A 21,862-nucleotide genomic window follows, 5' to 3' on the forward strand; every position below is an offset into this window, starting at 1 on the left:
CGCTCCGTGAGGGAGCCCCAGGTCAGCGACGGGCTGGCTTGTCGCCAGGCGGCTCCTTCCTCACCACCGACGGCCGGAAATACCTGGTTGCCGACCTGCTGCAGACCAAGAACGGCTACACGGACCTCTTCTTCCGGACCCGCCGCAGGGAACCGATGAGCGTGGCCGCGGAGATCCAGTGGTCCCTGCTGCCCCCGCTGTCGATGGTGATGCCGCACGTCGCGGTCGCCGGGGTCCTGGAGCCCGCCTACGCCGTGGCGGGAGACAGCTTCGACTACGCCCTGAACGGCGACGTCCTGCACCTCGCCGTGGTCCACGCCATGGGGCACGGCCTGGACGCGGCTACGATGGCCACGGTAGCCATCGGCGCCTACCGCCACGCCCGCCGGATCAGCATCGAGCTGTCCGAGATCTACCTCTTCATGGACCGGGCGGTCGCGGAGCAGTTCGACCCGGACCACTTCGTGACCGCCCAGGTGATGCGGCTGGACACGGCCACGGGGCGCCTCCAGTGGGTCAACGCGGGGCATCCCGCGCCCATGCTGATCCGCGCGCACCGAGTCGTACGCCGTCTGGACAGCCCCACGACCCTCCCTGTCGGCTTCGGAGGGGCTCAGCCACAGGTCAGCGCGGTGGCGCTGGAGCCCGGCGACCGCGTCCTCTGCTTCACCGACGGCCTGATCGAAGAACACAAAAGCGGGCAGGAGCAGTTCGGCGAAGAGCAGCTGATCGACTGGGTGAACCAACTGGAGCAGGCCGACCACGGGACGGTGGCACGGGACCTGTCTCACACGCTCAAGCGGGCACGAGGCGAAGTCACCTCGGACGACGCCACCCTCGTCCTGGTCGAGTGGCGCGGATAACGGGGCGCGTGGGCACTTCGCCCCACAGGCGTCGCCGCCCAGGCCGACTCTCGAAACCTCTCGTCTGACCCTGCCGCGGAGTAAGCTGAGATTACCGGGAGTAACTCGTGCACCCGCGCCCACGCGGACGTCGTTTCCGGCGATCAAGACATTGCTCCGCCCGGCAGGGCGGTCCGGGAACGAGTCCGCGATCATGACCACTACCGCTTCCCTGTTCTCCGCACGTTTGACCCTGACACCGAAGACCGTCCTCGCCGGCCTGTTGGACGGCGCGTGGTGGCCCAGGTCCCGCGATCTCGCAGCTGAGCTTCCGTCGCTGGTCGAGGCGCTGGAGGGCCGCTTCGGACGCATCACACGCGTCGTGGTGAACCCCACCTGCTGGCCCGTCGTCCCGCACAAGGTTTTCGTTGCGGGGCACATCGTGCACGTGGGCTGGTTCACGGAACAGGATTCCGACAAGCTGATCCTGCTCTCCTACGCCGTCGGCCGCTGCGACCTGCTGGTGATCCCGCCCGAGACCGAGCCGACCGCAGCAGACCGGCTCATGACCGCCGCCGCCCTCCCCGGCAACGTCCGGGCCGTCGGCACCCTGATGACCGACGAAGCCGCGAACGGCCTCCGCATCCGAAACGCGCGAAGCGGTGAGGATGCCCGGGAGACCGATGGCGGAACCCCCGCGACGCCCCGTCGGCACCCCGTCGTCGGAGCACGGATGATCCCGCTGCCGTGGAACATGCGGAGGTGACGGCGCAGACCGTGCACCCTTCCGGCACGGGCCGCGTGGACTTGTGGGACGTTCAGACGCGATCCCGCAGAGCCGAAGGCGACTCCTGAACGGGCTGTTCGGAGGGGGCGGGGTTCCCGGCCGGCGCCCACCCTGGGATGGGGGCCGGCCAGTCAGGCGTTGACCTGCGCCATGTCGACGTACGCGGTGCTGTCACTCAGGGCGGCGAGGTAGCGCTCGGCGTCGAGGGCCGCGGCGCAGCCGGAGCCGGCTGCCGTGATGGCTTGGCGGTAGGTGTGGTCGACGACGTCGCCGGCGGCGAAGACGCCGGGGATGTTCGTGCGGGTCGAGGGTGAGGCGACCTGGATGTAGCCCTCGTCGTCGACGTCGACCTGGCCGGTGAAGAGCTCGGTGCGCGGGTCGTGTCCGATGGCGATGAACAGGCCGGTGACGTCGAGGTCGCGGAGCTTTCCGGTGAAGGTGTCGCGCAGGACGACGCCGGAGAGCATGCCGTTCGTGTCCTTGATCTCGGCGATTTCGCTGTCGAAGGCGAAGGAGATCTTGTCGTCGGTGAAGGCCCGGTTCTGCATGACCTTGGAGGCGCGCAGGGTGGAGCGGCGGTGGACGATGGTGACCGAGCGGGCGAAGCGGGTGAGGAAGGTGGCCTCTTCCATGGCGGTGTCGCCGCCGCCGACCACGACGATGTCGCGGCCCTTGAAGAAGAATCCGTCGCAGGTGGCGCACCAGGACACGCCGCGGCCGGAGAGCTCGTCCTCCTTGGGCAGGCCGAGCTTGCGGTAGCCGGAGCCGGTCGCGATGATCACGGACTTCGCGCGGTGGACGGTGCCCTCGGAGTCGGTGACTTCCTTGATGGCGCCGGTGAGGTTCACGGAGACGATGTCGTCGTCGATCATCTCGGCGCCGAACTTCTCGGCCTGGGCCCGCATGTTGACCATGAGGTCCGGGCCGTCGATCCCGTCGGGGAAGCCGGGGAAGTTCTCCACCTCGGTGGTCGTGGTGAGGGAGCCGCCGACGAAGATGGAGCTGCCGAAGAGCAGGGGCTTCAGCTGCGCGCGGGCGGTGTAGAGGGCGGCGGTGTATCCGGCGGGGCCGGAGCCTATGACGATGACGTCGCGGACGTCGTCGGTCGGGGTCCTCTCGGTCACGTCAGGTGCCTCAGGCCTTCGGCTTGGCGTCGATTTCGGCGATCAGGCCCTCGATGAGGCCCTTGATCTCGTCGCGGATGGGGCGGACGGCTTCGACGCCCTGGCCGGCCGGGTCCTCGAGCTGCCAGTCGAGGTAGGTCTTGCCGGGGAAGTAGGGGCATGCGTCGCCGCAGCCCATGGTGATGATGTAGTCGGAGGCCTGAGCGGCCTCGGGGGTGAGGACCTTCGGCTTCTGGTCGGAGATGTCGATTCCCAGCTCGGCCATGGCGGCGACGGCGGAGGGGTTGATCTGTTCGCCGGGCATGGAGCCGGCGGAGCGGACCTCGACGCGGTCGCCCGCGAGGTGGCGCAGGAACCCGGCCGCCATCTGGGAGCGGCCCGCGTTGTGGATGCAGACGAACAGGACGGAGGCGGCAGGAGCGGAGGACATCTGTTCTTCCTTGGGGTGAGGGGACTGGGGTCGGGATCTGTGGGGCTTCAGGGGGCGAGCAGGATGAGCAGCTCGGTGATGTGGGCGTCGATGGCGTCGCGGATGTCGCGAACGACGGCGATCGGCGCTCCGTCGGGGTCGGGCACGGGCCAGTCGAGGTAGCGGCGGCCGGGCACGACGGGGCAGGCATCGCCGCAGCCCATCGTGATCACGATGTCGGCGGCTTGGACGACCTCTTCGGTCAGCGGCTTGGGGTAGGCGTCGGCCAGGTCCACGCCGGCCTCGGTGAGTGCCTGGGCGATGTGCGGCGCCACCTCGCCTGCGGGGTGGGTGCCCGCGGAGGAGACGGTGACCCGCTCGCCTGCCCGGTGGGCGAGGAGGGCGGCGGCCATCTGGGAGCGGCCGGCGTTCTGGCTGCACACGAACAGCACCCGAGCCGGTCCGCTCGTCAGCCCCCGGGCGTGGGCGAGGGCGTCGAGGCGGTCGGCGGTCAGCCGTTCCGCCAGCACGACCAAGTGCCTACGGATGCCCGCCTGCTCGGCGAGACGCGTGTAGGAGTCGGCGAGCAGGCCCAGCACGGTTTCCGGAGCGAAGTGGCCGGCGTACCGGGTGGCGAGACGGGCGGCCCCGGCGGCCAGGCGTTCGTCCGGCAGGAGGGGCGAGGAAGGCAAGGGCATGGCGATCCCGTTCAAAGGAGCCAATAGGATCAGCTCGGGCTGGTGTCAGCCCCAACTGATGTGACAGTATCAGTCCATGATGACGTCAGTCGACACTGATCTGATCCGGGTTCTGGCCGACCCGCTCAGGCTCCAGATCGTGACCCTGCTCGCCCGCGAGACGCTCTGCACCACCCACCTCGTGGAGGAAACGGGCGCCAAGCAGACGAACCTCTCCAACCACCTGAAGGTGCTGCGCGAGGCCGGGGTCGTCGAGACGGAGCCATGCGGAAGGTACATCTACTACCGCCTGCGCCCGGAAGTCATCGAAGCCCTCGCCGGTCAGTTCGCCGACCTCGCCCAGACCGCGCGAGCCACCGCAGAAGCGAACCTCAAGCGGTCCTGTCCATAGCCCTCCGCGCTTTGCCTCACCTGCCCGAGGAGAACCTGCCTTGACCGCCACCGAGCCCGTTGCCGCCCCCGAAGTGGAGAGCGGCATAGCTGCCGCCACGTCGCCGCAGCCCGCGCCCGGCGCGACTCCGCCCCGTACCCCGCTGATCGCCCGCGCGGCGGCCGAGCTGGTCGGGACCGCCGCCCTGGTCGCGATCGTGGTCGGCTCCGGCATCCAGGCCACCAAGCTCACCGACGACGTAGCCCTCCAGCTCCTGGCCAACTCCACCGCCACCGTCTTCGGCCTCGGCGTCCTGATCGCCCTCCTCGGCCCGGTCTCCGGCGCCCACTTCAACCCGGCCGTCACGTTGGCCGAGTGGTGGACCGCCCGCCGCGGCGGCGCCGGCGTCAACACCCGCGAGCTCGCCGTCTACGTCCCCTCGCAGATCGCCGGCGCGATCGCGGGTGCGATCCTCGCGGACGCGATGTTCGGTGAGCCGCTCGTGAAGTGGTCGCAGCACGACCGCTCCGCCGGCAACCTCCTCCTCGGCGAGGTCGTCGCCACCGCAGGCCTGATCCTGTTGATCTTCGGCCTCGCACGCACCGACCGCCTGCGCTTCGCGCCCGTCGCCGTCGCCTCGTACATCGGCGCCGCGTACTGGTTCACCTCCTCCACCTCCTTCGCCAACCCGGCCGTCACCATCGGCCGCGCCTTCACCGACACCTTCGCGGGCATCGCCCCAGCCTCGGTGCCCGGCTTCATCGCCATGCAGCTGATCGGCGCCGTGGTGGGCCTTGCCCTGGTGGCGGTCATCTTCATGCGCGGCAAGACGGACTCCGGGACGCTTTCGGCATGACACAGCGCGCGGATGTGGTGGTGATCGGCGGCGGCCAGTCCGGGCTCGCCGCCGGCTACCACCTGCGCCGACTCGGCATCGAGCACGTCATCCTCGACGCCCAGACGGCCCCTGGCGGAGCCTGGCAGCACACATGGGACTCCCTGCGCCTGTTCTCCCCGGCGGAGTACTCGTCCCTGCCCGGTCGGCTCATGCCGGTGCAGCCCGGCCAGACCTACCCCGACGCGCAGCATGTCGTCGACTACCTCGCCGACTACGAGAAGCGGTACGACCTGCCCGTGCAACGCGGGGTGTGGGTGGAAGCGGTCCACCGCCAAGGCGCCTTCCTGCGGGTTGCGACGGACAGCGGCGACTGGCAGGCTCGCGCGGTCGTCAGCGCCACCGGCACCTGGACCCGCCCCTTCCTCCCGGCGGTTCCCGGCCGTCGGGAGTACACCGGCCGCCAGCTCCACACCGTCCAGTACCAGAGCCCCGCAGAGTTCACCGGAGAGCGGGTCATCGTCGTCGGTGGCGGCAACTCCGGCGCGCAGATCGCAGCCGACCTCGCCCGTGCCGACGTCGACCTGACCTGGGTCACCCAGCGTCCGCCCCGCTACCTCGCCGACGACATCGACGGCCGCGCCCTCTTCGACCACGCCACTGCGCGCCGCCGCGCCCTGGACGAAGGCCGCGCCGACACCGGCGGCGTCGCCTCCCTCGGCGACATCGTCGCCGTCCCGCCCGTACGAGCGGCCCGCGACGCCGGATTCCTGGCCGCGAAGCCGATGTTCAGCCGTCTCACCGCCTCCGGCGTTCAGTGGGTCGATGGCACTGTCACGGAAGTCGACGCGATCATCTGGTGCACCGGCTTCCGGCCCGCTCTTGCCCCCTTCGCCGCCCTCCGCCTGCGCGGCACCCGAGGGCACATCGCCACCGTCGGCACCGGAGCGGTGGACGAACCGCGCCTGCACCTGCTCGGCTACGGCGACTGGACCGGCCCCGCCTCCGCCACCCTCATCGGCGTCGGTCGCCCCGCACGCGACGCAGCCAGGCAGATCCGCGACCTGCTGACCTGACTCTCACCCCCGACTCAGCGGGGGGTGAGAGGTACTGAGAGCTCCGATGACGTCAGTCGTGCCGGGCCAGCTTGTACGCGGACACGAGAAGCATCACGGCCAGCGCGGGGATCAGGACCAGGTCCGGGAACACTCCGAGGAGCAAGCCGCCCAAGACCGCGCCGGCGATCGAGCCCGCAGCCATGATCGTGGTGAACCGGAGGTTGGCACCCAGGACGGCGAAGCTGCCGTCGCGGCTGTAGCGGGCGAACGCGACGAGCATGGTCGGCAGGGACACCAGCAGGGAGAGGCTGCCGGCGGTCTTGATGTCCTGTCCGAAGAGCAGCACGATCGTCGGGATCAGCAGTTCTCCGCCGGCGACGCCCATGATGGCCGCGACCACGCCGATGCCGAAGCCGGCCGCGATCCCGGCGGGAATCTGTGCCCACAGCGGCAGGTCGAGTGTGCCCAGGGTGGTGGTGTGCGTGAGGACCAGGGCGGCCGCCATCAGCACCATCAGCGCGGCGAGGACCTTGTAGAGGTTGGCGGAGCGCATCCGGACGGCCCAGGAGGCTCCGGCCCACGCGCCAAGCAGGCTGCCGGCCAGGAGGTTGGCCGCGACGGGCCAGCGGGCGGCCACCTCGGCGGCCGGGACCGCGGCCAGCCGGGCGGGGAGCGCGACCAGGACGACGACCAGGCTCATCGCCTTGTTCAGGATGACCGCCGAGAGGGCGGCGAAGCCGAAGAGGCCGATCAGCAGCGGCAGGCGGAACTCGGCGCCGCCCAGCCCGATCATCCCGCCCAGAACACCGATCGCCGAGCCTGCCGCGAACACCGCGGGTGCTGTGTGTGTCGGGCGGAGGCTGTCGAGGCTCGGTTCGGTACGCATCACGGCATCCTCGCTGGTCACCGACCCTCCCGCTACGCCCAGGCCACAGCTTCGGGGAATGCCACCGGCTGGCGGAACGGGACTCGTCGAGACATCCGAGCCGTAGATCCCTCAGCCCTGCCCGGCACCCGCAGCCCTCGGCGCTGCCTGACCCACCTGTGCCTGCGTGAGCCGTCTACGTCAGGACGGGGCTGCGGCGCTCCAGCAGGATCACGTCCCGCCAGACCCCATGGTGGCGGCCGATCCGTTCGCGGGTGCCGATGATCCGGAACCCGGCGCGCGCGTGCAGGGCGAGACTGACGGTGTTCTCGGGAAAAATCCCTGACTGGATCGTCCAGACCCCCGCCGCCTCCGTGGAAGCGATCAGCGCATCCAAGAGGGCGCGGGCGACACCGAGGCCGCGGGCTTCGGGGTGGACGTACACGGAGTGCTCGACCACACCCGCGTACGCACACCGGTCAGAGACCGTGCTCGCAGCGACCCAGCCCAGCACCCGGCCGCCGTCGTCGAGGGCGACGAAGCGGTGGCCGGGCAGCTTGGCCTTGTCGAAGGCGGCCCAGTCGGGGGCATGGGTCTCGAACGTGGCGTTGCCCTCGTCGATGCCAGCCTGGTAGATACCCAGTACCTGTTCGGCGTGCTCCGGGAGGAGTACCTCGATCCGCATCCCGGTCACGCGGCCTTCGCCGCGCCGGACAGCAGCGCGCCCATGGCGGCGAGAACGGACGGCTCGACCCGGTAGTAGACCCAGGTCCCGCGCCGTTCGGAGGACAGCAGGCCGGCTTCCTTGAGCTTCTTGAGGTGGTGGGAGACGGTGGGCTGGGAGACGCCGACGTCGGAGATGTCGCACACGCAGGCCTCGCCGCCCTCGTGGGAGGCGACGGCGGAGAAGAGGCGCAGGCGCACGGGGTCACCCAGGGCCTTGAACATCTTCGCCGCGACCTCGGCCTCGTCCGCCGACATGGGGCGCTCGTTCAGCGGCGGGCAGCAGGGCGCGACGGCCTCGGGCTCCAGGAGCGGCAGTACCTTCGCATTCGACATACGTCTATGTTGACACATGTCGAACTAGAGTGACAGAGGTCTCACGCGCGGGCCAGGTAGGCGGCCAGGCGGCGGGCCGCCCGCTCGGAGTCCCGGCCGACGCCTCGCAGGGAGTTCGAAGACAGGCTGCGCTGCCACTCCAGGCCGACGAGAGCCAGGCCCGGGTGTGCGGGTGAAGCGCCGTCCCGGTGCCGGGGCCGGCCGGAGGTGTCGAGGGCGCCGCCGAGACCGGCCAGGTACGGCAGATCCGGGCGGTAGCCAGTGGCCAGGATCAGCGCATCCAGCCTCTCGGTGGCGCCGTCGGCCCATGTGACTTCGTCGCCGTCCAGGCGCTGGAACATCGGGCGCCGGTCAGGGCTGCCGGCCGCCAGGGCGGCGCGGTAGCGGCCGTCGTCCAGGACCGGCTGGGCGGGCGGGGTCCGCAACAGGCGCCCGAGCGGTGCGGTGTCGAGACCGGTGCGGGTGAGCCAGAAGTGCAGATCCTTCCCCAGCAGGTGCTGGCGGGCGAACTTCACCGGCGCCCGCGTGGCCAGTGTGGTCCGGCTTTCCCGGGCGAGCTCGGCGGCTATCTGCACTGCGGAGTTCCCTGCCCCGACCACCACGACGCGCTGCCCGGCAAAGGGAGCCGGGCTGCGGTAGTCAGCGGCATGCAGGACCTGCCCGGCAAAGGTCTCCAGGCCCGGCAGGTCCGGGCGGTGGGGGCGGCCGAAGCTGCCCGAGGCGGCGACCACCGCCCGGGCCGACAGCAGCGTGCCGCATTCCAGCTCAACGATGAATCCTCCGCCCTCGGCCCGGACTGCGGCCACCCGCTGCCCGGTGCGGATGTCGGCCGACAGGCGATCGGCGTACCTGGTCAGGTAGGCGACGACCTCGTCCCGGTGCGGGTAGCGGTCCGGATCCCCGCCGAACGGCACACCGGGCAGTGCGCTGAACCGGGACGGGGAGAACAGGGTCAGGCTGTCGTAGTAGTGCGGCCACGATCCCGCCGCCCGGTCCGACGCCTCCAGTACCACCGGCTTCAGCCCCGCCCGGACCAGGGCGTCTGCGGACGCCAGCCCCGACTGCCCGCCTCCGATGACGACAGCTTCCACGTGCTCCACAGCAGCTCCCGAGAATTAGATGAATGTCTATGTTGACGTCTATCGAAACAGGTGCCATGCTGATCACGCAAGCCATAGACATACGTCGAAACACCAGGGAGTCGTCATGAACGAGTCGGTCAACCCCAGCCCGAACCACGCCGAGACGGCGGCTTCCTGCTGTAACGCCGCCCCGGCCGCGCCCACGGCGGAGGCGGCTGCTGCCGAGTCCTCTCCGTGCTGTGGCACCAGCGAGGGCGCGGAATCTGCCGGAGCCTGCTGCGACCCCCAGTCCAAGCGCGAGGCCGTTGCTACCGGCGCCGGCTGCTGCTGACCACCTGAAGTCACCGCCCACCCCGCCTGCCTGCACGAAGACCCGGAGACCTGTCATGAGCGAGAACACCACTGAGCTGCCCGTCGTCGTCATCGGGGCCGGCCCCGCCGGACTCGCGGCCGCCGCCCACCTCGTCGACCGCGGCATCGAACCGCTCGTCCTGGAAGCCGGGACCACCGCCGGATCCGCGGTCCGCGAGTGGGCCCACGTACGACTCTTCTCCCGCTGGGGCGAGGTCGTCGACCCGGCCGCCGAGAAGCTCTTGGCCCCGACCGGCTGGGTCAAGCCCGCAGAGGACACCTACCCCTCCGGCGGGGACTGGGCCGAGCGGTACCTCCAGCCGCTGGCCGACGTCCTCGGCGAGCAGGTCCGCTACGACGCCCGCGTCACCGGCGTCTCCCGCACAGGCCGCGACCGCATCGTCGACGCCGACCGCGAGGCCCAGCCCTTCGTCGTCCACTACGAGAACGCCGACGGCCGCGAGCAGCGGGTTTTCGCTCGTGCGGTCATCGACGCCTCGGGCACCTGGTTCACCCCCAGCCCCGCCGGCGGCAGCGGCCTGGCAGCCCTCGGTGAGAAGGCCTCCGCCGACCGCATCACCTACCGGGTTCCGGACCTGAAGGACCCCGCCGTCCGCGCCCGCTACTCCGGGAAGCGCACTGCGGTCATCGGCTCCGGCGCCTCCGCCTTCACCGCCCTCGCCTACCTCGCCGATCTCGCCAAGTCCGACGACGGCCAGGGCACGCACGCGGTGTGGATCCTGCGCCGCGGGATCTCCGGCTCGACCTTCGGCGGCGGCGAGGCCGACCAGCTGCCCGCCCGCGGCGCCCTCGGTCTCGCGGCGAAGGCAGCGGTCGACGGCGGGTACGCGGACGCGGTCACCGGCTTCCGCACCGAGGCCTTCGAGCGGGACGGTGACGGTCGCCTGGTCCTCGTCGGGGAGGACGGCCACCGCTTGGACGCGGTGGACGAGGTCATCGTCCTGACCGGCTTCCGCCCCGACCTGTCGTTCCTGGACGAGCTGCGCCTCGGCCTCGACGAGCGCCTCCAGGCCCCGGTCGAGCTCGCTCCGCTGATCGACCCGAACCAGCACTCCTGCGGCACCGTCTACCCCCACGGGGTGAACGAGCTCTCCCACCCGGAGACGGACGTCTACCTCGTCGGCATGAAGTCCTACGGCCGCGCTCCCACCTTCCTGGCCATGACCGGCTACGAGCAGGTCCGCTCCATCGCCGCCCACCTCGCCGGCGACCAGGAAGCGGCCGAGCGCGTCGAACTCACCCTCCCCGAAACCGGGGTGTGCGGCGGCGCCGGCCTCTTCGACGAGCCGGAGGCTGCGGAGGAGACCGGCGGCGGCTGCTGCGCCGCCCCGGCCACCCTCACCATCGGCGCCGCACCCGCACCCGCACCCTCCGGCGGCTGCTGAGGTGAGCGACCTTCAAAGCGGCGTGGCCGTGACCGGGACGGGGGTCCGGTCGCGGCCACGCGCCGTCCTGCCCGCCTTCTGCCTCACCCAGATCACCAGCTGGGGCATCGTTTACTACGCCTTCCCGGTCCTCAATCCCGCCATCACCGCGGACACCGGATGGAGCGCGGGCGCTACCACCGCGGCGTTCTCCGCCGCCCTCGTCGTCTCCGCCATAGCGGGGATCTACGTCGGCCGCGTCCTGGACCACCGAGGACCTCGCCTGGTCATGACCGCAGGTTCCGTCCTCGGCGCCCTGAGTCTGCTGCTGATAGCCGCGGCCCCCAACATGGCTGTCTTCTTCGCCGGATGGCTGCTCGCCGGAACAGCGATGGCCGCCATCTTCTACCAGCCGGCCTTCGCCGCCCTCACCCGCTGGTGGGCCCCCGACCACGTCCGCGCCCTCACCATCGTCACCCTCGCCGGCGGACTCGCCTCCACGGTCTTCGCCCCCCTGACCGCGATCCTCGCCGACCACATGTCCTGGCGCGCCACCTACACCGTGCTCGCCGGCATCCTCGCCGTCCTGACCATCCCGGCCCACGCGTTCGCCCTGAAGGCGCCCTGGCCGCCGGCCCCGCCGAACCCGCCGCACGTCAGCGGCGGGCACGAACAGGTCGTGCGCAGCAGGGCGTTCTGGATGCTGGCCGTCACCTTCACCTTGTCCGCGTTCGCGATGTACGCCGTCGTCATCGGCCTCGTCCCTCTCCTGATCGAACGCGGCTACACCACCACCCAGGCCGCATGGGCCCTCGGCCTCGGCGGCGCCGGCCAGACCCTCGGCCGCACCCTGTACGCCACCCTCGCCCGCCACCTCGGCGTCACCGCCCGCACCGTCACTCTGATTGCCCTCGGCGCCCTCACCACCGCGGCCCTCGCCGCCGTGGCTGGCCCGTATGCCCTACTCGTCGCCGTCTCCGTCCTCGCCGGGGTGATCCGAGGGAACCTCACCCTCCTGCAGGCCACCGCCGTCACCGACCGCTGGGGCACCACCCACTACGGCCGCCTCTCCGGTCTCCTCGGAGCACCGGCCCACGCGGCCGCTGCCCTAGCCCCCTTCGCGGGCGCAGTCCTGGCCGGCCCGCTCGGCGGCTACCCCGCCCTGTTCGCCTCGCTTGCCGCGCTGGCGGTCACCGCTGCCGTCACGGCCCTCGGAGCCCGCACGCACCACCCCGAGGGCGAGGTGACAATCTCCGCTGGCAAGAGCTGAGATCGACACCTGGGACACCACAGGCGGGTGCCCCCGATACGGGGGACTCCTTGTCCGCTCCTCCGCTGTATACGGACAGGCTTCCCGAGACCTGATCGAGTCCGCACTGAGGAGATCTGGTCCGTGATTGGTCCGGGAGGGCTCCTGGGAAGCCCGTCGCCGCCACCCCCAGGTGCCTGATGTACCGTCAGCTAAGTCAGCATCCGGTCAGCATGGGCCGGGGAGCATGTCCTCCTCATGCGGGCCTCCGGCGTCGTGACATGGAGCGAACTGGTGACATCCCGACCGGACCGGAAGCTGCCGGCCTCGGCTCCTGGACATGTCACCAGCGGGTGAGATCCACCAGGTACCGGCAGTGCGGGTCGTCCGCGCCATCAGATGTCCGCCACTCCTCGCCGAGCAGTGAGGGAAGTGCGGCGAGGAGCGCGGTCAGTGCACCGCCCGGCTGGACATCGGCGGCGATCACGCCGGATGCCTCGTCGCTGTCCATGTAGAGGCGCAGAAGACCTCCTTCTCGGAACAGGAATCCGCGCAGCCTTACCGGGGGCTGTTCCTCGGACGGACGGGCCAGGCATCGCAGGAGGGTGGCAGCCCAGTCGTCCGTGGTGAAGGGTGCTTCTTTCAGCTGGGTCGGGTCGACGAGGTAGAGGTCCATTCCCATGACGGACGTGACCCTGTCCGAGGGGTAGATATGTGTTCCGGTGTGTACCGCGCGGAGCAGGGCGACGACGTCGTGCGGGGTGCGCAATTCCACACCGGAACCGAGGGGGATCTCGTACGCCGTCAGGCGGGCGGGATCGCATTCGCCCCCGTCGCCGAGGGCGACCCGAACGGCCGGGGCCCCGGACGGAGCGGGCAGGACTCCCCGTACATGCTGGTCCTCCAGCAGCGGCGCGTAGACGTAGTCCAGCAGAAGGGCGGCCACTTCCACCTGAAGGTCTTCGATCTCGTGCTCGTCTTCGCTCACCGAATCACTCATTCACCCAGTTCGGGCACTTCGGCATACCGTTGCAGTACGCGGTGATTACACCGATTACGTTCCCGGGCCCCGCGTCGTACCTCTTGTCCACCGTCTTGCGCGCGTACCGCACCTTGACGATGAGCTTCACACGTCCGTGCGCCCGGTTGGAGGCCCAGCCCCAGTACTGGATGTTGGCACCGTCCAACTTGTCGACGTTGCCTTGGAGCGGGATGTTGACCAGCGCGCACTTTCTGATGTTGTGTGCACCGGTGAAGTGGTTCCAACCCAGTTCGCCGTTGCCGACGCGCGTGGGGATCTTCCGGCCGTCCGGATCGGTCGCATTGCACTTGACGGTCTTCTCCCAGTAAGGGCCCGCGTGGACGGGCGTGGCGAAGCCCGCGAGGAGTAAAGCCGTTACGGCGATAGGTGTCATGAGTGTCGCGATACTCTTCATGCCGTGACCGTTGCATGCGCCGAAAAGGCCGGTAAGTTGCTTACGTAGTTTTCACTCCATCCGGCTATTTGTCATATGGGCCCTCTTGTCGGCGTGATCGGCCAGCCAGTCGCGGACCGTACTGGACCGGTGTGCCGAACTGCGTCAGCTGCCGCTCCATTGAGGAGATCTTGCGCTCGGCTCGCTCCTTGCCCGACGGTGAACCCGTCACCGATCGGACCAGCGACGGGCACAGGACCGCGCCGACCGCTGCCCTGGTCGCCATGCGGCCGACGGCAAGGCAGACCAGCCGCCGAAGCCGACCAGTCAGTTCCTGGGCGATGCGCTGCTCGTGGGCGTCTCCCACGGCTTTCCTCTGCTGAAAGCTCTGCATGACGTGAAGTGTTGCGCAGCACGGTCCCGTCAAAACGAGAGGCAGACGCAGACCGGCCAGGCGGAACGCCGCAGAAGCCGTCTCACTGCGTCCGGCTGTGTCCGCCTGCGTCCGGCTGTGTCTCACTGCGTCCGGACAATAATGGCCGGAAGCCATCCACGTTTGGCCCTCTTCGCTCGCAGAGCTGTTGGCGCCCGGCAGGGCGCCCGTTGGCCCGTGTATCCACGCGTTAGCCGTTCGAAGGCTTGGGGGAGCTGTCCGGCTCCCCGAAGGCCTGACAGGAGTGGTGATCAGCGGAGGCGGAGGCGGCGCAGGGCCATGACGGTGCCGTCGGGGTGGATGGAGACGGGGCCGCGCCACTTGGCGTCCCAGGGGTCGGTGGGCCAGGTGTCGCGGAGGGCGTTGGTCTCGTGGCGGTACTGGTCGACCCTGCCGTCCCGGAGGTGGTCGAAGAGGTTCTCCGCCAGACCGGAGAAGGCCTCCACCCGGACGCCGTTGAGGCGGAAGACATGATCGGTGCCCACGAACTTCCTGCCGTGGATGGTGTGGGTGACGTCTTGGACGATGCCGGTGCCGGCGTGGGTGAACGTCTCGAAGTGGCCTTTGCCCTGGCGCTTGGTGAGGTACCGGGCGGTGGGTTCGCCACCTCCGGTGAAGGCCATCAGGCCGGCGGCATCCGCCTGGGCGAGGACTCGGCCGAACCAGCCGCACTCCTCGGGACGCACGTGGTAGCCGACCGGTGGTTCCTCGTTCGGATTGGTCGGGGCGTCGATGCCGGGCCGGATGCTGCGGTCCTCGACGGGAGGGTCGAGATAGAGGTCCTTCGCATCTGCCAGGGTGCCGTCGCCTGGGGCGTGGAGCAGGTAGAGCGTGATGCTCTCGCTCTTCTTGGGGAGCGTGGTGCCGAAGACGAAGGCCGGTGTCTCGTTATACGCGCCGATGTGGATGCCTTCCACGTCGGCGGAGGCGGTGGCCAGCTGCTTGTGGACCTGGGCGGCGTTGCCGTGCGTGCCCTTGCAGGTGACCGGCATGACCCGGGACGGCTCGCCCGGCTTCCACACCTCCAGGAAGAAGCCCGGCCGGCGCGGGGCACTGCTGCGTCCCGCCTCCCTGCCGGTCAGCTCCCAGCCGGCCCGCATGGCTATCTCGGCGTCGATGACCGAGACCGAGTGATCCGGGTACTGAGCGGCGAGTACGCGCCGGGCGAGGGCCAGGGCGAAACCGATGCCGAGCTCGCCCGACTGTGTGGCCGCGTAGTGGCGCCTGGGGTTACGGCCCTCGCTGGACAGTGCCATGTAGCGCCCGTCGTTGCCGGTGAGGGCCTGGCAGTACTTCAGGCTGGCCCAGTGCTCGGCAAGTCCTCGCCCTGCGCCTTGGCGGGCGAGGACGTTGGCCCGGCCCAGGGCGTGGAGTACGTCCCATGGAGTCAGTTGGAGCGACAGACTGAGTGACTTCACGGGCAGCGGCCGAAGCTCTGGTTTGCGGCGCAGAGGGGCCTGGTTCTTCTCCCGCTTGGCCTTGTCGTCTGCGGTCGCAGCCTTGGCGACGCTGCCCGCGAGGTCCGATGTCGAGTGAACGGCCACGTTCCACGGCTGCGCGAGATCCCTCAGCACGTCTGCTCGCTTCAAGCTGCTTCCCCCTACGTTCGTACGGGTGGTACAGGCCGACGTCGCAAGCTACGTGGGTGAGCAGGGGCGCATGAAGGGCGTAAGCGCGCACATCGTCGGCGTCGGCCCCACCCTGGTAGGCGGGGCCAGCCAGTCAGGCGTTGACCTGCGCCATGCCGGCGTCCGTGCTGCTGTCGCACAGGGCGTCGAGGCAGCGCTCGGCGTCCAGGGCCGCTGCGCAGCTCGAACCGGCTGCGGTGATGGCTTTGGCGGTGGGTGTGGTCGTCGACGTCGCCGGCGGCGAAGACGCCAGGGGCGTTCGTACGGGTTGAGGGGGAGGCAGGCACAGGGACCGGTTTTGCAGGCCTTGGCGGTCGGCCGCTGGGGGATCGGCACGTCTGGGTGACGTGCCGTCAGGTAAGTCAGCATCTGGTCAGCATCAGTCCCCCACGTTCCGGAGAGTCTGGCCGACGCGAAGCCCGGTCCGGCAGCGTCACGACGGCCTTATGCCCACGGCAGTGCAGGCCAGAAGCCTTCTCGTCCGGGGCAGTGGATTTTCCTTTAGATATCCGACCCGACGCCTGCCGGTGTAGAGTGCAGAACGCCCTTGACCTGCAGAAAGCGGGCAGGGAGCCGTCATCAAGGAGCTCACATTGCTGCGCACCATGTTCAAGTCCAAGATCCACCGGGCCACCGTCACCCAGGCCGACCTGCACTATGTCGGGTCCGTGACCGTCGACGCCGATCTGCTGGACGCCGCCGACCTGCTCCCCGGGGAGCTCGTCCACATCGTGGACATCACCAACGGCGCGCGGCTGGAGACCTATGTCATCGAGGGTGAGCGCGGCTCCGGCGTGATCGGGATCAACGGGGCCGCCGCGCACCTGGTGCACCCCGGGGACCTCGTCATTCTCATCAGCTACGCGCAGGTCGAGGACGCCGAGGCGCGGGCGCTCAACCCGCGTGTCGTGCACGTCGACGCCGACAACCGGATCATCGAACTGGGCGCCGATCCCTCCGCCCCCGTACCGGGCACGGACCAGGAGCGCAGCCCACACGCCGTGGCCGTCCGCTAGTCCGGGAAGGAGCCGGGGCCCATGCCCGAGAGCACGAACACGCCGATCGAGTACCGGGACGAGCGCAAGGCCGGGCGGCTGCTCGCCGTCGAGGACGGGACGGCGGTCGGGTACATCGCCTACTTCGTGCTCGCCGGGCCGCCCCACGCCCTGGTGGCGGTGCACACGATCGTCGAGCCGGGCCACGAGGGCCGGGGCATCGCCGGAGGGCTGGTCAGGACCTTCTACGGACTCGCCGAGGCCGAAGGCGTCCCCGTGGTCCCGCTCTGCCCGTACGCGGCGAGCTGGGCCGCCAGACACCCCGACGAGGCGCCCGTCCCGCCCGCCGAGGTGATCGCGGCGGCGAAGGCGCAGCTGGCGGCCGACTCCGACCTGTGGTGACGGCCCACGGCCTGACCCTGCTGCACACCTCGCCCGCGCACGTCCCCGTCTTCGACGCGTTGCGCGACCGGCACCATCCCGGGGCCGCCCTGCGGCACCTGGTGGTGCCGGAGCTGCTGGACCGGGCCCGTGCACACGGGCCGCGGTCCGTCGCCCCGGCCCTGCTGGAGCTGCTCGCCGGAGCCGGGCCGGGCCCCGTACTGGTCACCTGCTCCACCATCGGGGCGACCGCCGAGGCGCTGGCTCCGGCCCTCGGCGCCCCGGTGCTGCGTGTGGACCGGCCGATGGCGGCCGCTGCCGTGCGCACCGGCCCGCGCATCGCCGTCCTGGCCGCGCTCGGATCGACGCTCGCCCCGACCACGGAGCTGATAGCCGAGGAGGCCGACGGGCGCGGGCTCACGGTGTCCATCACCACGCACCTTGTCGCCGGAGCCTGGGAGAGCTTCGAGGCGGGCGACACCGCCCGCTACCTCTCCCGGGTCGCCGAGGCCGCCGACGCCGTGACCGGCGCCGATGTCATCGTCCTGGCTCAGGCCTCCATGGCGGCCGCGGCCGGGCTGACCACGACCGGGATCCCGGTGCTGGCCAGCCCCGCTCCGGGCCTGGCCGCCGCGTTCGCCCTGATGGCAGCGTCGTAGGGGCGTACGCGCCGCGTTCGCGGGAAAGTGCCGTATATGGTGCGAAAACTTATGCTGCGAAAGCTCGAAGACACACAGCCGCCGGCCCCCGAGCCCGATCCGACGCCGACGCCCAACCCCTTCCCGGACCCCGAGCCGATCCCGCGCCCCGTGCCGCCCGTACCCGGCCCCGTCCCGGAGCCGGACCCGGTACCCCCGCCCCCGGGACCCGCGCCGGTTCCCCAGCCCGGGCCCTGGAGCAGGGCGTAGGAGTCGTAGGGGTCAGTCCGTGCGGATCTCGGAGCGGTCGCCGCTCCAGAGGGTGTGGAAGGAGCCCTCGCGGTCGGTCCGCCGGTAGGTGTGCGCCCCGAAGAAGTCCCGCTGGCCCTGGGTGAGGGCCGCCGGGAGCCGCTCCGCACGCAGGGCGTCGTAGTAGGCCAGTGACGCCGCGAACGCCGGCACCGGAATGCCCGAGCCCACCGCGGCCGCGATCACCGATCGCCAGCCCTCCTGCGCCGCTCCGATCTCCTCGGCGAACCGCTCGTCCGCCAGCAGGCTCGGCAGGCCGGGCCGCGCGTCGTAGGCCGCCCGGATCCGGTCGAGGAACGCCGCCCGGATGATGCAGCCGCCACGCCACAGGGAGGCCACCGCGCCCAGGTCCACGTTCCAGCCGTACTCCTCGCTCCCGGCCCGGATCTGGTGGAACCCCTGCGTGTACGAGACGATCTTCGACGCGTACAGCGCCTCCTCCACCTGCGCGGCGAACGCGTCCGCCGCCTCCGGCGACAGCGCGGCCGGTGCCGGACCCGCGAGTCCGCGAGCGGCCGTACGCAGGTCGGCGTGGCCCGAGACCGCGCGGGCGAACACCGCCTCGGCGATCCCCGACACCGGCACCCCGAGGTCCAGGGCGATCTGCACCGTCCAGCGTCCGGTGCCCTTCTGCTCGGCCGCGTCCGTCACGACGTCCACGAACGGGCGCCCGGTCGCGGCGTCCGTGTGGGCCAGCACCTCCGCCGTGATCTCGATCAGGTACGAGTCCAGGCGTCCCCGGTTCCAGTCCCGGAAGGTGTCCGCGATCTTCGCGGGAGAGTAGCCGGCGACCTCGCGCAGCAGGTGGTAGGCCTCGGCGATGAGCTGCATGTCGGCGTACTCGATGCCGTTGTGGACCATCTTGACGAAGTGTCCGGCGCCGTCGGGACCCATGTGGGAGGTGCACGGTGTGCCGTCGGCGGCCTTCGCCGCGATCTTCTCCAGCAGCGGGCCGAGCGAGGCGTACGACTCCTGCGAACCGCCCGGCATGATGCTCGGGCCGAGCAGCGCCCCCTCCTCGCCGCCGGAGATGCCCACGCCCACGAAGTGGATCCCCTGCTCGCGCAGTTCGCGCTCGCGACGGCGGGTGTCCTCGAAGTGGGCGTTCCCGCCGTCGATGATGACGTCGCCCTCCTCCAGCAGCGGGGCGAACTCGCGGATCACGGCGTCGGTCGGCTCCCCGGCCTTCACCATGATGACGATGCGTCGGGGGCGCTCCAGCGCGTCGACGAACTCCTTGGCCGACTCGGCGGCCACGAACGCGCCCTCGTGACCGAACTCCTCCACCAGCGCCGTCGTCCTGGCGGCGGTGCGGTTGTGGACGGCCACGGTGAATCCGTTGCGGGCGAAGTTGCGGGCCAGGTTGCTGCCCATGACTGCGAGGCCGGTGACGCCGATCTGGGCGGTGCTGGTGCTCATCTGTGCGCTCCTGCGTGCTTCGGTGTGCGGGCTGTGCCGACGCTACCCCGCCGTCGGTCCCGCGGCGTCGCGGCCCGTCGGGGGATTGTCAAGTTCCGCTGAAGAGCGCCCCGTTGCTCCCTTGCCGTGCAATGATCCCGACGTTACGTTGTGCGAATTCCTGATGACTCGAATGGGGGGCTCCCATGGGCGTACGGGGCCGGCACCGCCGGTATCAGCCGAGCAGCATCAACCGGGCCTCGCTGGCCGTCACCGCCGGAGGGGCCGGGATCGCGCTCCCCTTCATGGGCGCCGGAGTGGCCGAAGCCGCCTCCGTGGACACGTGGAACAAGGTCGCCGCCTGCGAGTCGACCAACAACTGGCGCATCAACACAGGCAACGGCTATTACGGCGGACTCCAGTTCAGCCAGAGCACCTGGCGGGCCTTCGGCGGTGCCACCTACGCCCCGCGCGCCGACCTGGCCACCAAGGAGCAGCAGATCGCGGTCGCCGAGAAGGTGCTCAACGGGCAGGGGCCCGGGGCCTGGCCCCACTGCGGGAAGGGGGCCGGGCTCACCCGGGGCGGCCCGTCGCCGGCCCTCGCCGCACAGGTCCCCGCGCAGCCCGAGGCGCGCACGCAGCAGCGTGCGCCGCAGGTGCGGACGGCCTCGGCGCAGGGCACCGCGCCCCGCCCGACCGGAACCTCGGTCCTGCCCAACCCGTACGTCGTCGGGCCGGGCGACTCGCTCTCCGCGATCGCCACCGAGCAGCGGGTCGAGGGCGGCTGGCAGGCGCTCTACGAGACCAACCGGGCCGTCGTGGGCGACAACCCGAACCTGATCTTCCCGGGTCAGCGGCTCACCATGCGGGTCACCACCGCCCCGTCGGCCCCTCCCGCGCAGAACCCGGAGAAGCCGCCGCGGACGGCCGAACCGGTCAAGCCCGGGGAGCCGGCCGCGCAGAAGCCGGCGGAGCAGCCCGCGCCGAAGCCCGTGGAGAAGCAGGCGCCGAAGGAGGCGTCGAAGCCGGCTCCGAAACCGGCCGAGAAGCCCGCCGAGAAGCCTGCGGCGAAGCCCGACACCCAGCCCGCCTCAGCGCAGCAGAAGCCCGCCGCGGGCGGCTTCTCCGCTCCCGTCGACGCCGCCCTCGGCACCGCCTACCGCGTCTCGGGATCCTCCTGGTCCAGCGGCCACCACACGGGCGTCGACTTCCCGGTGGCCACCGGCACGACCGTCAAGTCCGTCGGACCCGGCCAGGTCGTCTCCGCCGGCTGGGCCGGCGCCTACGGCTACCAGGTCATCATCCGGCACACCGACGGCCGGTACTCCCAGTACGCCCACCTCTCGGCCCTCGGCGTGAAGTCCGGCCAGCAGGTCTCCGGCGGCCAGCGGATCGGCCGCTCCGGCTCGACCGGCAACAGCACCGGTCCACACCTGCACTTCGAGATCCGCACGGGCCCCGGCTACGGCTCCGACATCGACCCGCTGAAGTACCTGCGGGGCCACGGGGTCCGCATCTGATCCGGGGAGGCGCTCCGGCCCGGGGAGGTGCTCCGGCCCGGGGAGGCGCTTCGGGCCGGGGAGGCGCTTCGGGCCGGGGACCTGATCTGACCCGCGCACGTGCGGCGGCACGGCCGTGAGCAGGACCAGGCCGGCCGCCGCCAGCACGGCGCTGGCCAGTGCCGCCGCCGTGCCGGCCGCCCCGTGGCGGAAGCCCTCGCCGAACAGCGTGATCCCGACCGTCGCCGCTACCACCGGATTGACCACGGTCACCGTGGCCAGCGGCGCGGTCAGTCCGGCGCCCCGGTAGGCCGCCTGGGACAACAGCAGCCCGCCCGACGCCAGCACCGCGATCGCCGCCAGGTCCGGCCACATGCCGGCCGGCACCCCCGACCCGACGGCTTCGGCCACCGACTTGGTGAACACCGAGGCCATGCCGAAGGCCGTACCGGCCGCCGCGGCCAGGAGCACGCTGTTCAGCACCACCCGGTGCATCCGGTGCGCCGCCAGGAACAGCGCCGCCACCGCGGCCCCGGTCACCACGAGCAGCAGGCTCCGCTCATCGCCCCCCAGCGTCTGCACCGTCCGCCTGTTCCCGCCGGTCAGCGCCAGCAGCCCGGCGAGTCCGACCGTGGTCAGCACCGCCCCGCGCCAGGCCGCCGCGCCCGCCCGGCGCCGTACGAAGACGGCCGCCATCGGCAGCGCGAAGACGATGGTCAGTGCGCCCAGCGGCTGGACCAGGCTCAGCGGCCCGTACGCGAGCGCCACCACGTGCAGCAGCGCCCCGAGGCCGTTCAGCCCGACCGCCACCCACCAGACGGCCCGGCCCAGGGGCGCGTACCGCCGGTCCGGCGTGTTCACCGCGACCCTCTCCTGGACGATCGCGCCACCCGCGTACGCCACGGCGGACGCGAGGCAGAGCAGGACCGACAGCGCCAGTGCACTCATAAGGTCCACAATGCCGGACCCACCTGCGCTATTCCTCCGCCCACAGGTGGTCACGAGTCATACTCCCGACGTAGTACGGGTGTACGCAGAGTGCACCTTCCAGC

The 21,862-nt window shown here is 70.9% G+C and carries 22 protein-coding genes and 3 pseudogenes; 11 read left to right on the forward strand and 14 right to left on the reverse strand.

Features of this window, described 5'->3' with window-relative positions:
* Positions 1-83: 83 nt before the first annotated feature.
* Both AAT21_RS12080 and AAT21_RS12085 read left to right on the forward strand, forming a co-directional pair.
* Positions 84-863: pseudogene (locus tag AAT21_RS12080) on the forward strand (PP2C family protein-serine/threonine phosphatase); the annotation flags it as partial.
* A 193-nt stretch (positions 864-1,056) separates the two neighbouring features.
* Positions 1,057-1,608 (forward strand): DUF5994 family protein, encoded by a 552-nt coding sequence (locus AAT21_RS12085; RefSeq protein ID WP_046776620.1) that lies wholly within the window; start codon positions 1,057-1,059, stop codon positions 1,606-1,608.
* A 152-nt stretch (positions 1,609-1,760) separates the two neighbouring features.
* Here the strand turns inward: AAT21_RS12085 and trxB are convergent, their stop codons facing one another.
* The 3 genes from trxB to AAT21_RS12100 are packed head-to-tail and all read right to left on the reverse strand — an operon-like array spanning position 1,761 to position 3,860.
* Positions 1,761-2,753 (reverse strand): thioredoxin-disulfide reductase, encoded by a 993-nt coding sequence (gene trxB / locus AAT21_RS12090; RefSeq protein ID WP_046776621.1) that lies wholly within the window; start codon positions 2,751-2,753, stop codon positions 1,761-1,763.
* A gap of 10 nt (positions 2,754-2,763) precedes the next feature.
* Complete coding sequence (locus tag AAT21_RS12095; protein WP_046776622.1) at positions 2,764-3,183, reverse strand: arsenate reductase ArsC; 420 nt, start codon at positions 3,181-3,183, stop codon at positions 2,764-2,766.
* Between the two features lie 47 nt (positions 3,184-3,230).
* Positions 3,231-3,860, reverse strand: coding sequence for an arsenate-mycothiol transferase ArsC (locus tag AAT21_RS12100; RefSeq protein WP_046776623.1), 630 nt, complete (start codon positions 3,858-3,860; stop codon positions 3,231-3,233).
* Between the two features lie 76 nt (positions 3,861-3,936).
* On the opposite strand from AAT21_RS12100, the gene AAT21_RS12105 reads away from it, so the two are divergent.
* Genes AAT21_RS12105 through AAT21_RS12115 form a run of 3 tightly spaced genes read left to right on the forward strand, consistent with a single transcriptional unit; the run spans position 3,937 to position 6,141 of the window.
* Complete coding sequence (locus AAT21_RS12105; RefSeq protein ID WP_046776624.1) at positions 3,937-4,251, forward strand: ArsR/SmtB family transcription factor; 315 nt, start codon at positions 3,937-3,939, stop codon at positions 4,249-4,251.
* A gap of 40 nt (positions 4,252-4,291) precedes the next feature.
* Complete coding sequence (locus AAT21_RS12110; RefSeq protein ID WP_046776625.1) at positions 4,292-5,086, forward strand: aquaporin; 795 nt, start codon at positions 4,292-4,294, stop codon at positions 5,084-5,086.
* Complete coding sequence (locus tag AAT21_RS12115; RefSeq protein WP_046776626.1) at positions 5,083-6,141, forward strand: ArsO family NAD(P)H-dependent flavin-containing monooxygenase; 1,059 nt, start codon at positions 5,083-5,085, stop codon at positions 6,139-6,141. Before AAT21_RS12110 ends, AAT21_RS12115 begins: the two co-directional genes overlap by 4 nt.
* 52 nt (positions 6,142-6,193) lie before the next feature.
* Here the strand turns inward: AAT21_RS12115 and AAT21_RS12120 are convergent, their stop codons facing one another.
* From AAT21_RS12120 to AAT21_RS12135, 4 genes are all read right to left on the reverse strand, one after another.
* Entirely contained in the window at positions 6,194-7,009 is an 816-nt protein-coding gene (locus tag AAT21_RS12120; protein WP_046777295.1) for a sulfite exporter TauE/SafE family protein, read from the reverse strand.
* Positions 7,010-7,184: 175 nt separating this feature from the next.
* Positions 7,185-7,673 carry a GNAT family N-acetyltransferase gene (locus AAT21_RS12125; RefSeq protein ID WP_046777296.1) on the reverse strand — a complete coding sequence of 163 codons (489 nt, stop codon included), beginning with the start codon at positions 7,671-7,673 and terminating at the stop codon, positions 7,185-7,187.
* A 5-nt stretch (positions 7,674-7,678) separates the two neighbouring features.
* The gene (locus AAT21_RS12130; protein ID WP_046776627.1) at positions 7,679-8,047 is read right to left on the reverse strand and encodes an ArsR/SmtB family transcription factor; all 369 of its coding nucleotides are present in this window, start codon (positions 8,045-8,047) and stop codon (positions 7,679-7,681) included.
* Positions 8,048-8,088: 41 nt separating this feature from the next.
* The gene (locus tag AAT21_RS12135) at positions 8,089-9,147 is read right to left on the reverse strand and encodes a flavin-containing monooxygenase (RefSeq protein WP_046776628.1); all 1,059 of its coding nucleotides are present in this window, start codon (positions 9,145-9,147) and stop codon (positions 8,089-8,091) included.
* Between the two features lie 368 nt (positions 9,148-9,515).
* On the opposite strand from AAT21_RS12135, the gene AAT21_RS12140 reads away from it, so the two are divergent.
* Positions 9,516-10,886 carry an NAD(P)-binding domain-containing protein gene (locus AAT21_RS12140; protein WP_046776629.1) on the forward strand — a complete coding sequence of 457 codons (1,371 nt, stop codon included), beginning with the start codon at positions 9,516-9,518 and terminating at the stop codon, positions 10,884-10,886.
* Position 10,887: 1 nt separating this feature from the next.
* Complete coding sequence (locus tag AAT21_RS12145; RefSeq protein ID WP_046776630.1) at positions 10,888-12,135, forward strand: MFS transporter; 1,248 nt, start codon at positions 10,888-10,890, stop codon at positions 12,133-12,135.
* Between the two features lie 322 nt (positions 12,136-12,457).
* Here AAT21_RS12145 and AAT21_RS38835 read toward each other — a convergent pair whose 3' ends face one another.
* The 5 genes and pseudogenes from AAT21_RS38835 to AAT21_RS35375 all read right to left on the reverse strand — a co-directional run.
* Positions 12,458-13,102 carry a hypothetical protein gene (locus AAT21_RS38835; protein ID WP_235438758.1) on the reverse strand — a complete coding sequence of 215 codons (645 nt, stop codon included), beginning with the start codon at positions 13,100-13,102 and terminating at the stop codon, positions 12,458-12,460.
* A 4-nt stretch (positions 13,103-13,106) separates the two neighbouring features.
* Positions 13,107-13,550 (reverse strand): hypothetical protein, encoded by a 444-nt coding sequence (locus tag AAT21_RS12155; protein WP_235438759.1) that lies wholly within the window; start codon positions 13,548-13,550, stop codon positions 13,107-13,109.
* A 64-nt stretch (positions 13,551-13,614) separates the two neighbouring features.
* Positions 13,615-13,923, reverse strand: a complete 309-nt coding sequence (locus AAT21_RS37420) for a hypothetical protein (RefSeq protein ID WP_157879667.1) — start codon at positions 13,921-13,923, stop codon at positions 13,615-13,617.
* Positions 13,924-14,213: 290 nt separating this feature from the next.
* The gene (locus tag AAT21_RS12160) at positions 14,214-15,551 is read right to left on the reverse strand and encodes a hypothetical protein (RefSeq protein WP_046776632.1); all 1,338 of its coding nucleotides are present in this window, start codon (positions 15,549-15,551) and stop codon (positions 14,214-14,216) included.
* Between the two features lie 133 nt (positions 15,552-15,684).
* A pseudogene (locus AAT21_RS35375) lies at positions 15,685-15,871 on the reverse strand (thioredoxin-disulfide reductase); the annotation flags it as partial.
* Positions 15,872-16,183: 312 nt separating this feature from the next.
* On the opposite strand from AAT21_RS35375, the gene panD reads away from it, so the two are divergent.
* Genes panD through AAT21_RS12175 form a run of 3 tightly spaced genes read left to right on the forward strand, consistent with a single transcriptional unit; the run spans position 16,184 to position 17,625 of the window.
* Positions 16,184-16,606, forward strand: a complete 423-nt coding sequence (gene panD / locus AAT21_RS12165) for an aspartate 1-decarboxylase (RefSeq protein WP_046776633.1) — start codon at positions 16,184-16,186, stop codon at positions 16,604-16,606.
* Between the two features lie 21 nt (positions 16,607-16,627).
* Positions 16,628-16,987, forward strand: coding sequence for a GNAT family N-acetyltransferase (locus AAT21_RS12170; protein WP_046776634.1), 360 nt, complete (start codon positions 16,628-16,630; stop codon positions 16,985-16,987).
* The gene (locus AAT21_RS12175) at positions 16,981-17,625 is read left to right on the forward strand and encodes an aspartate/glutamate racemase family protein (protein WP_200904375.1); all 645 of its coding nucleotides are present in this window, start codon (positions 16,981-16,983) and stop codon (positions 17,623-17,625) included. Before AAT21_RS12170 ends, AAT21_RS12175 begins: the two co-directional genes overlap by 7 nt.
* 261 nt (positions 17,626-17,886) lie before the next feature.
* Here AAT21_RS12175 and gndA read toward each other — a convergent pair whose 3' ends face one another.
* Positions 17,887-19,332 (reverse strand): NADP-dependent phosphogluconate dehydrogenase, encoded by a 1,446-nt coding sequence (gene gndA / locus AAT21_RS12180; protein ID WP_046776635.1) that lies wholly within the window; start codon positions 19,330-19,332, stop codon positions 17,887-17,889.
* A gap of 185 nt (positions 19,333-19,517) precedes the next feature.
* Between gndA and AAT21_RS12185 the strand changes: the two genes are divergently transcribed.
* Positions 19,518-20,831: a transglycosylase family protein gene (locus tag AAT21_RS12185; RefSeq protein WP_046776636.1), complete on the forward strand. Its 1,314-nt coding sequence runs from the start codon at positions 19,518-19,520 to the stop codon at positions 20,829-20,831.
* Positions 20,832-21,023: 192 nt separating this feature from the next.
* Here the strand turns inward: AAT21_RS12185 and AAT21_RS37970 are convergent.
* Positions 21,024-21,758: pseudogene (locus AAT21_RS37970) on the reverse strand (DMT family transporter); the annotation flags it as partial.
* Between the last annotated feature and the right edge of the window lie 104 nt (positions 21,759-21,862).

This window comes from Streptomyces yangpuensis (assembly GCF_001005295.1).
GTDB lineage: Bacteria > Actinomycetota > Actinomycetes > Streptomycetales > Streptomycetaceae > Streptomyces > Streptomyces yangpuensis.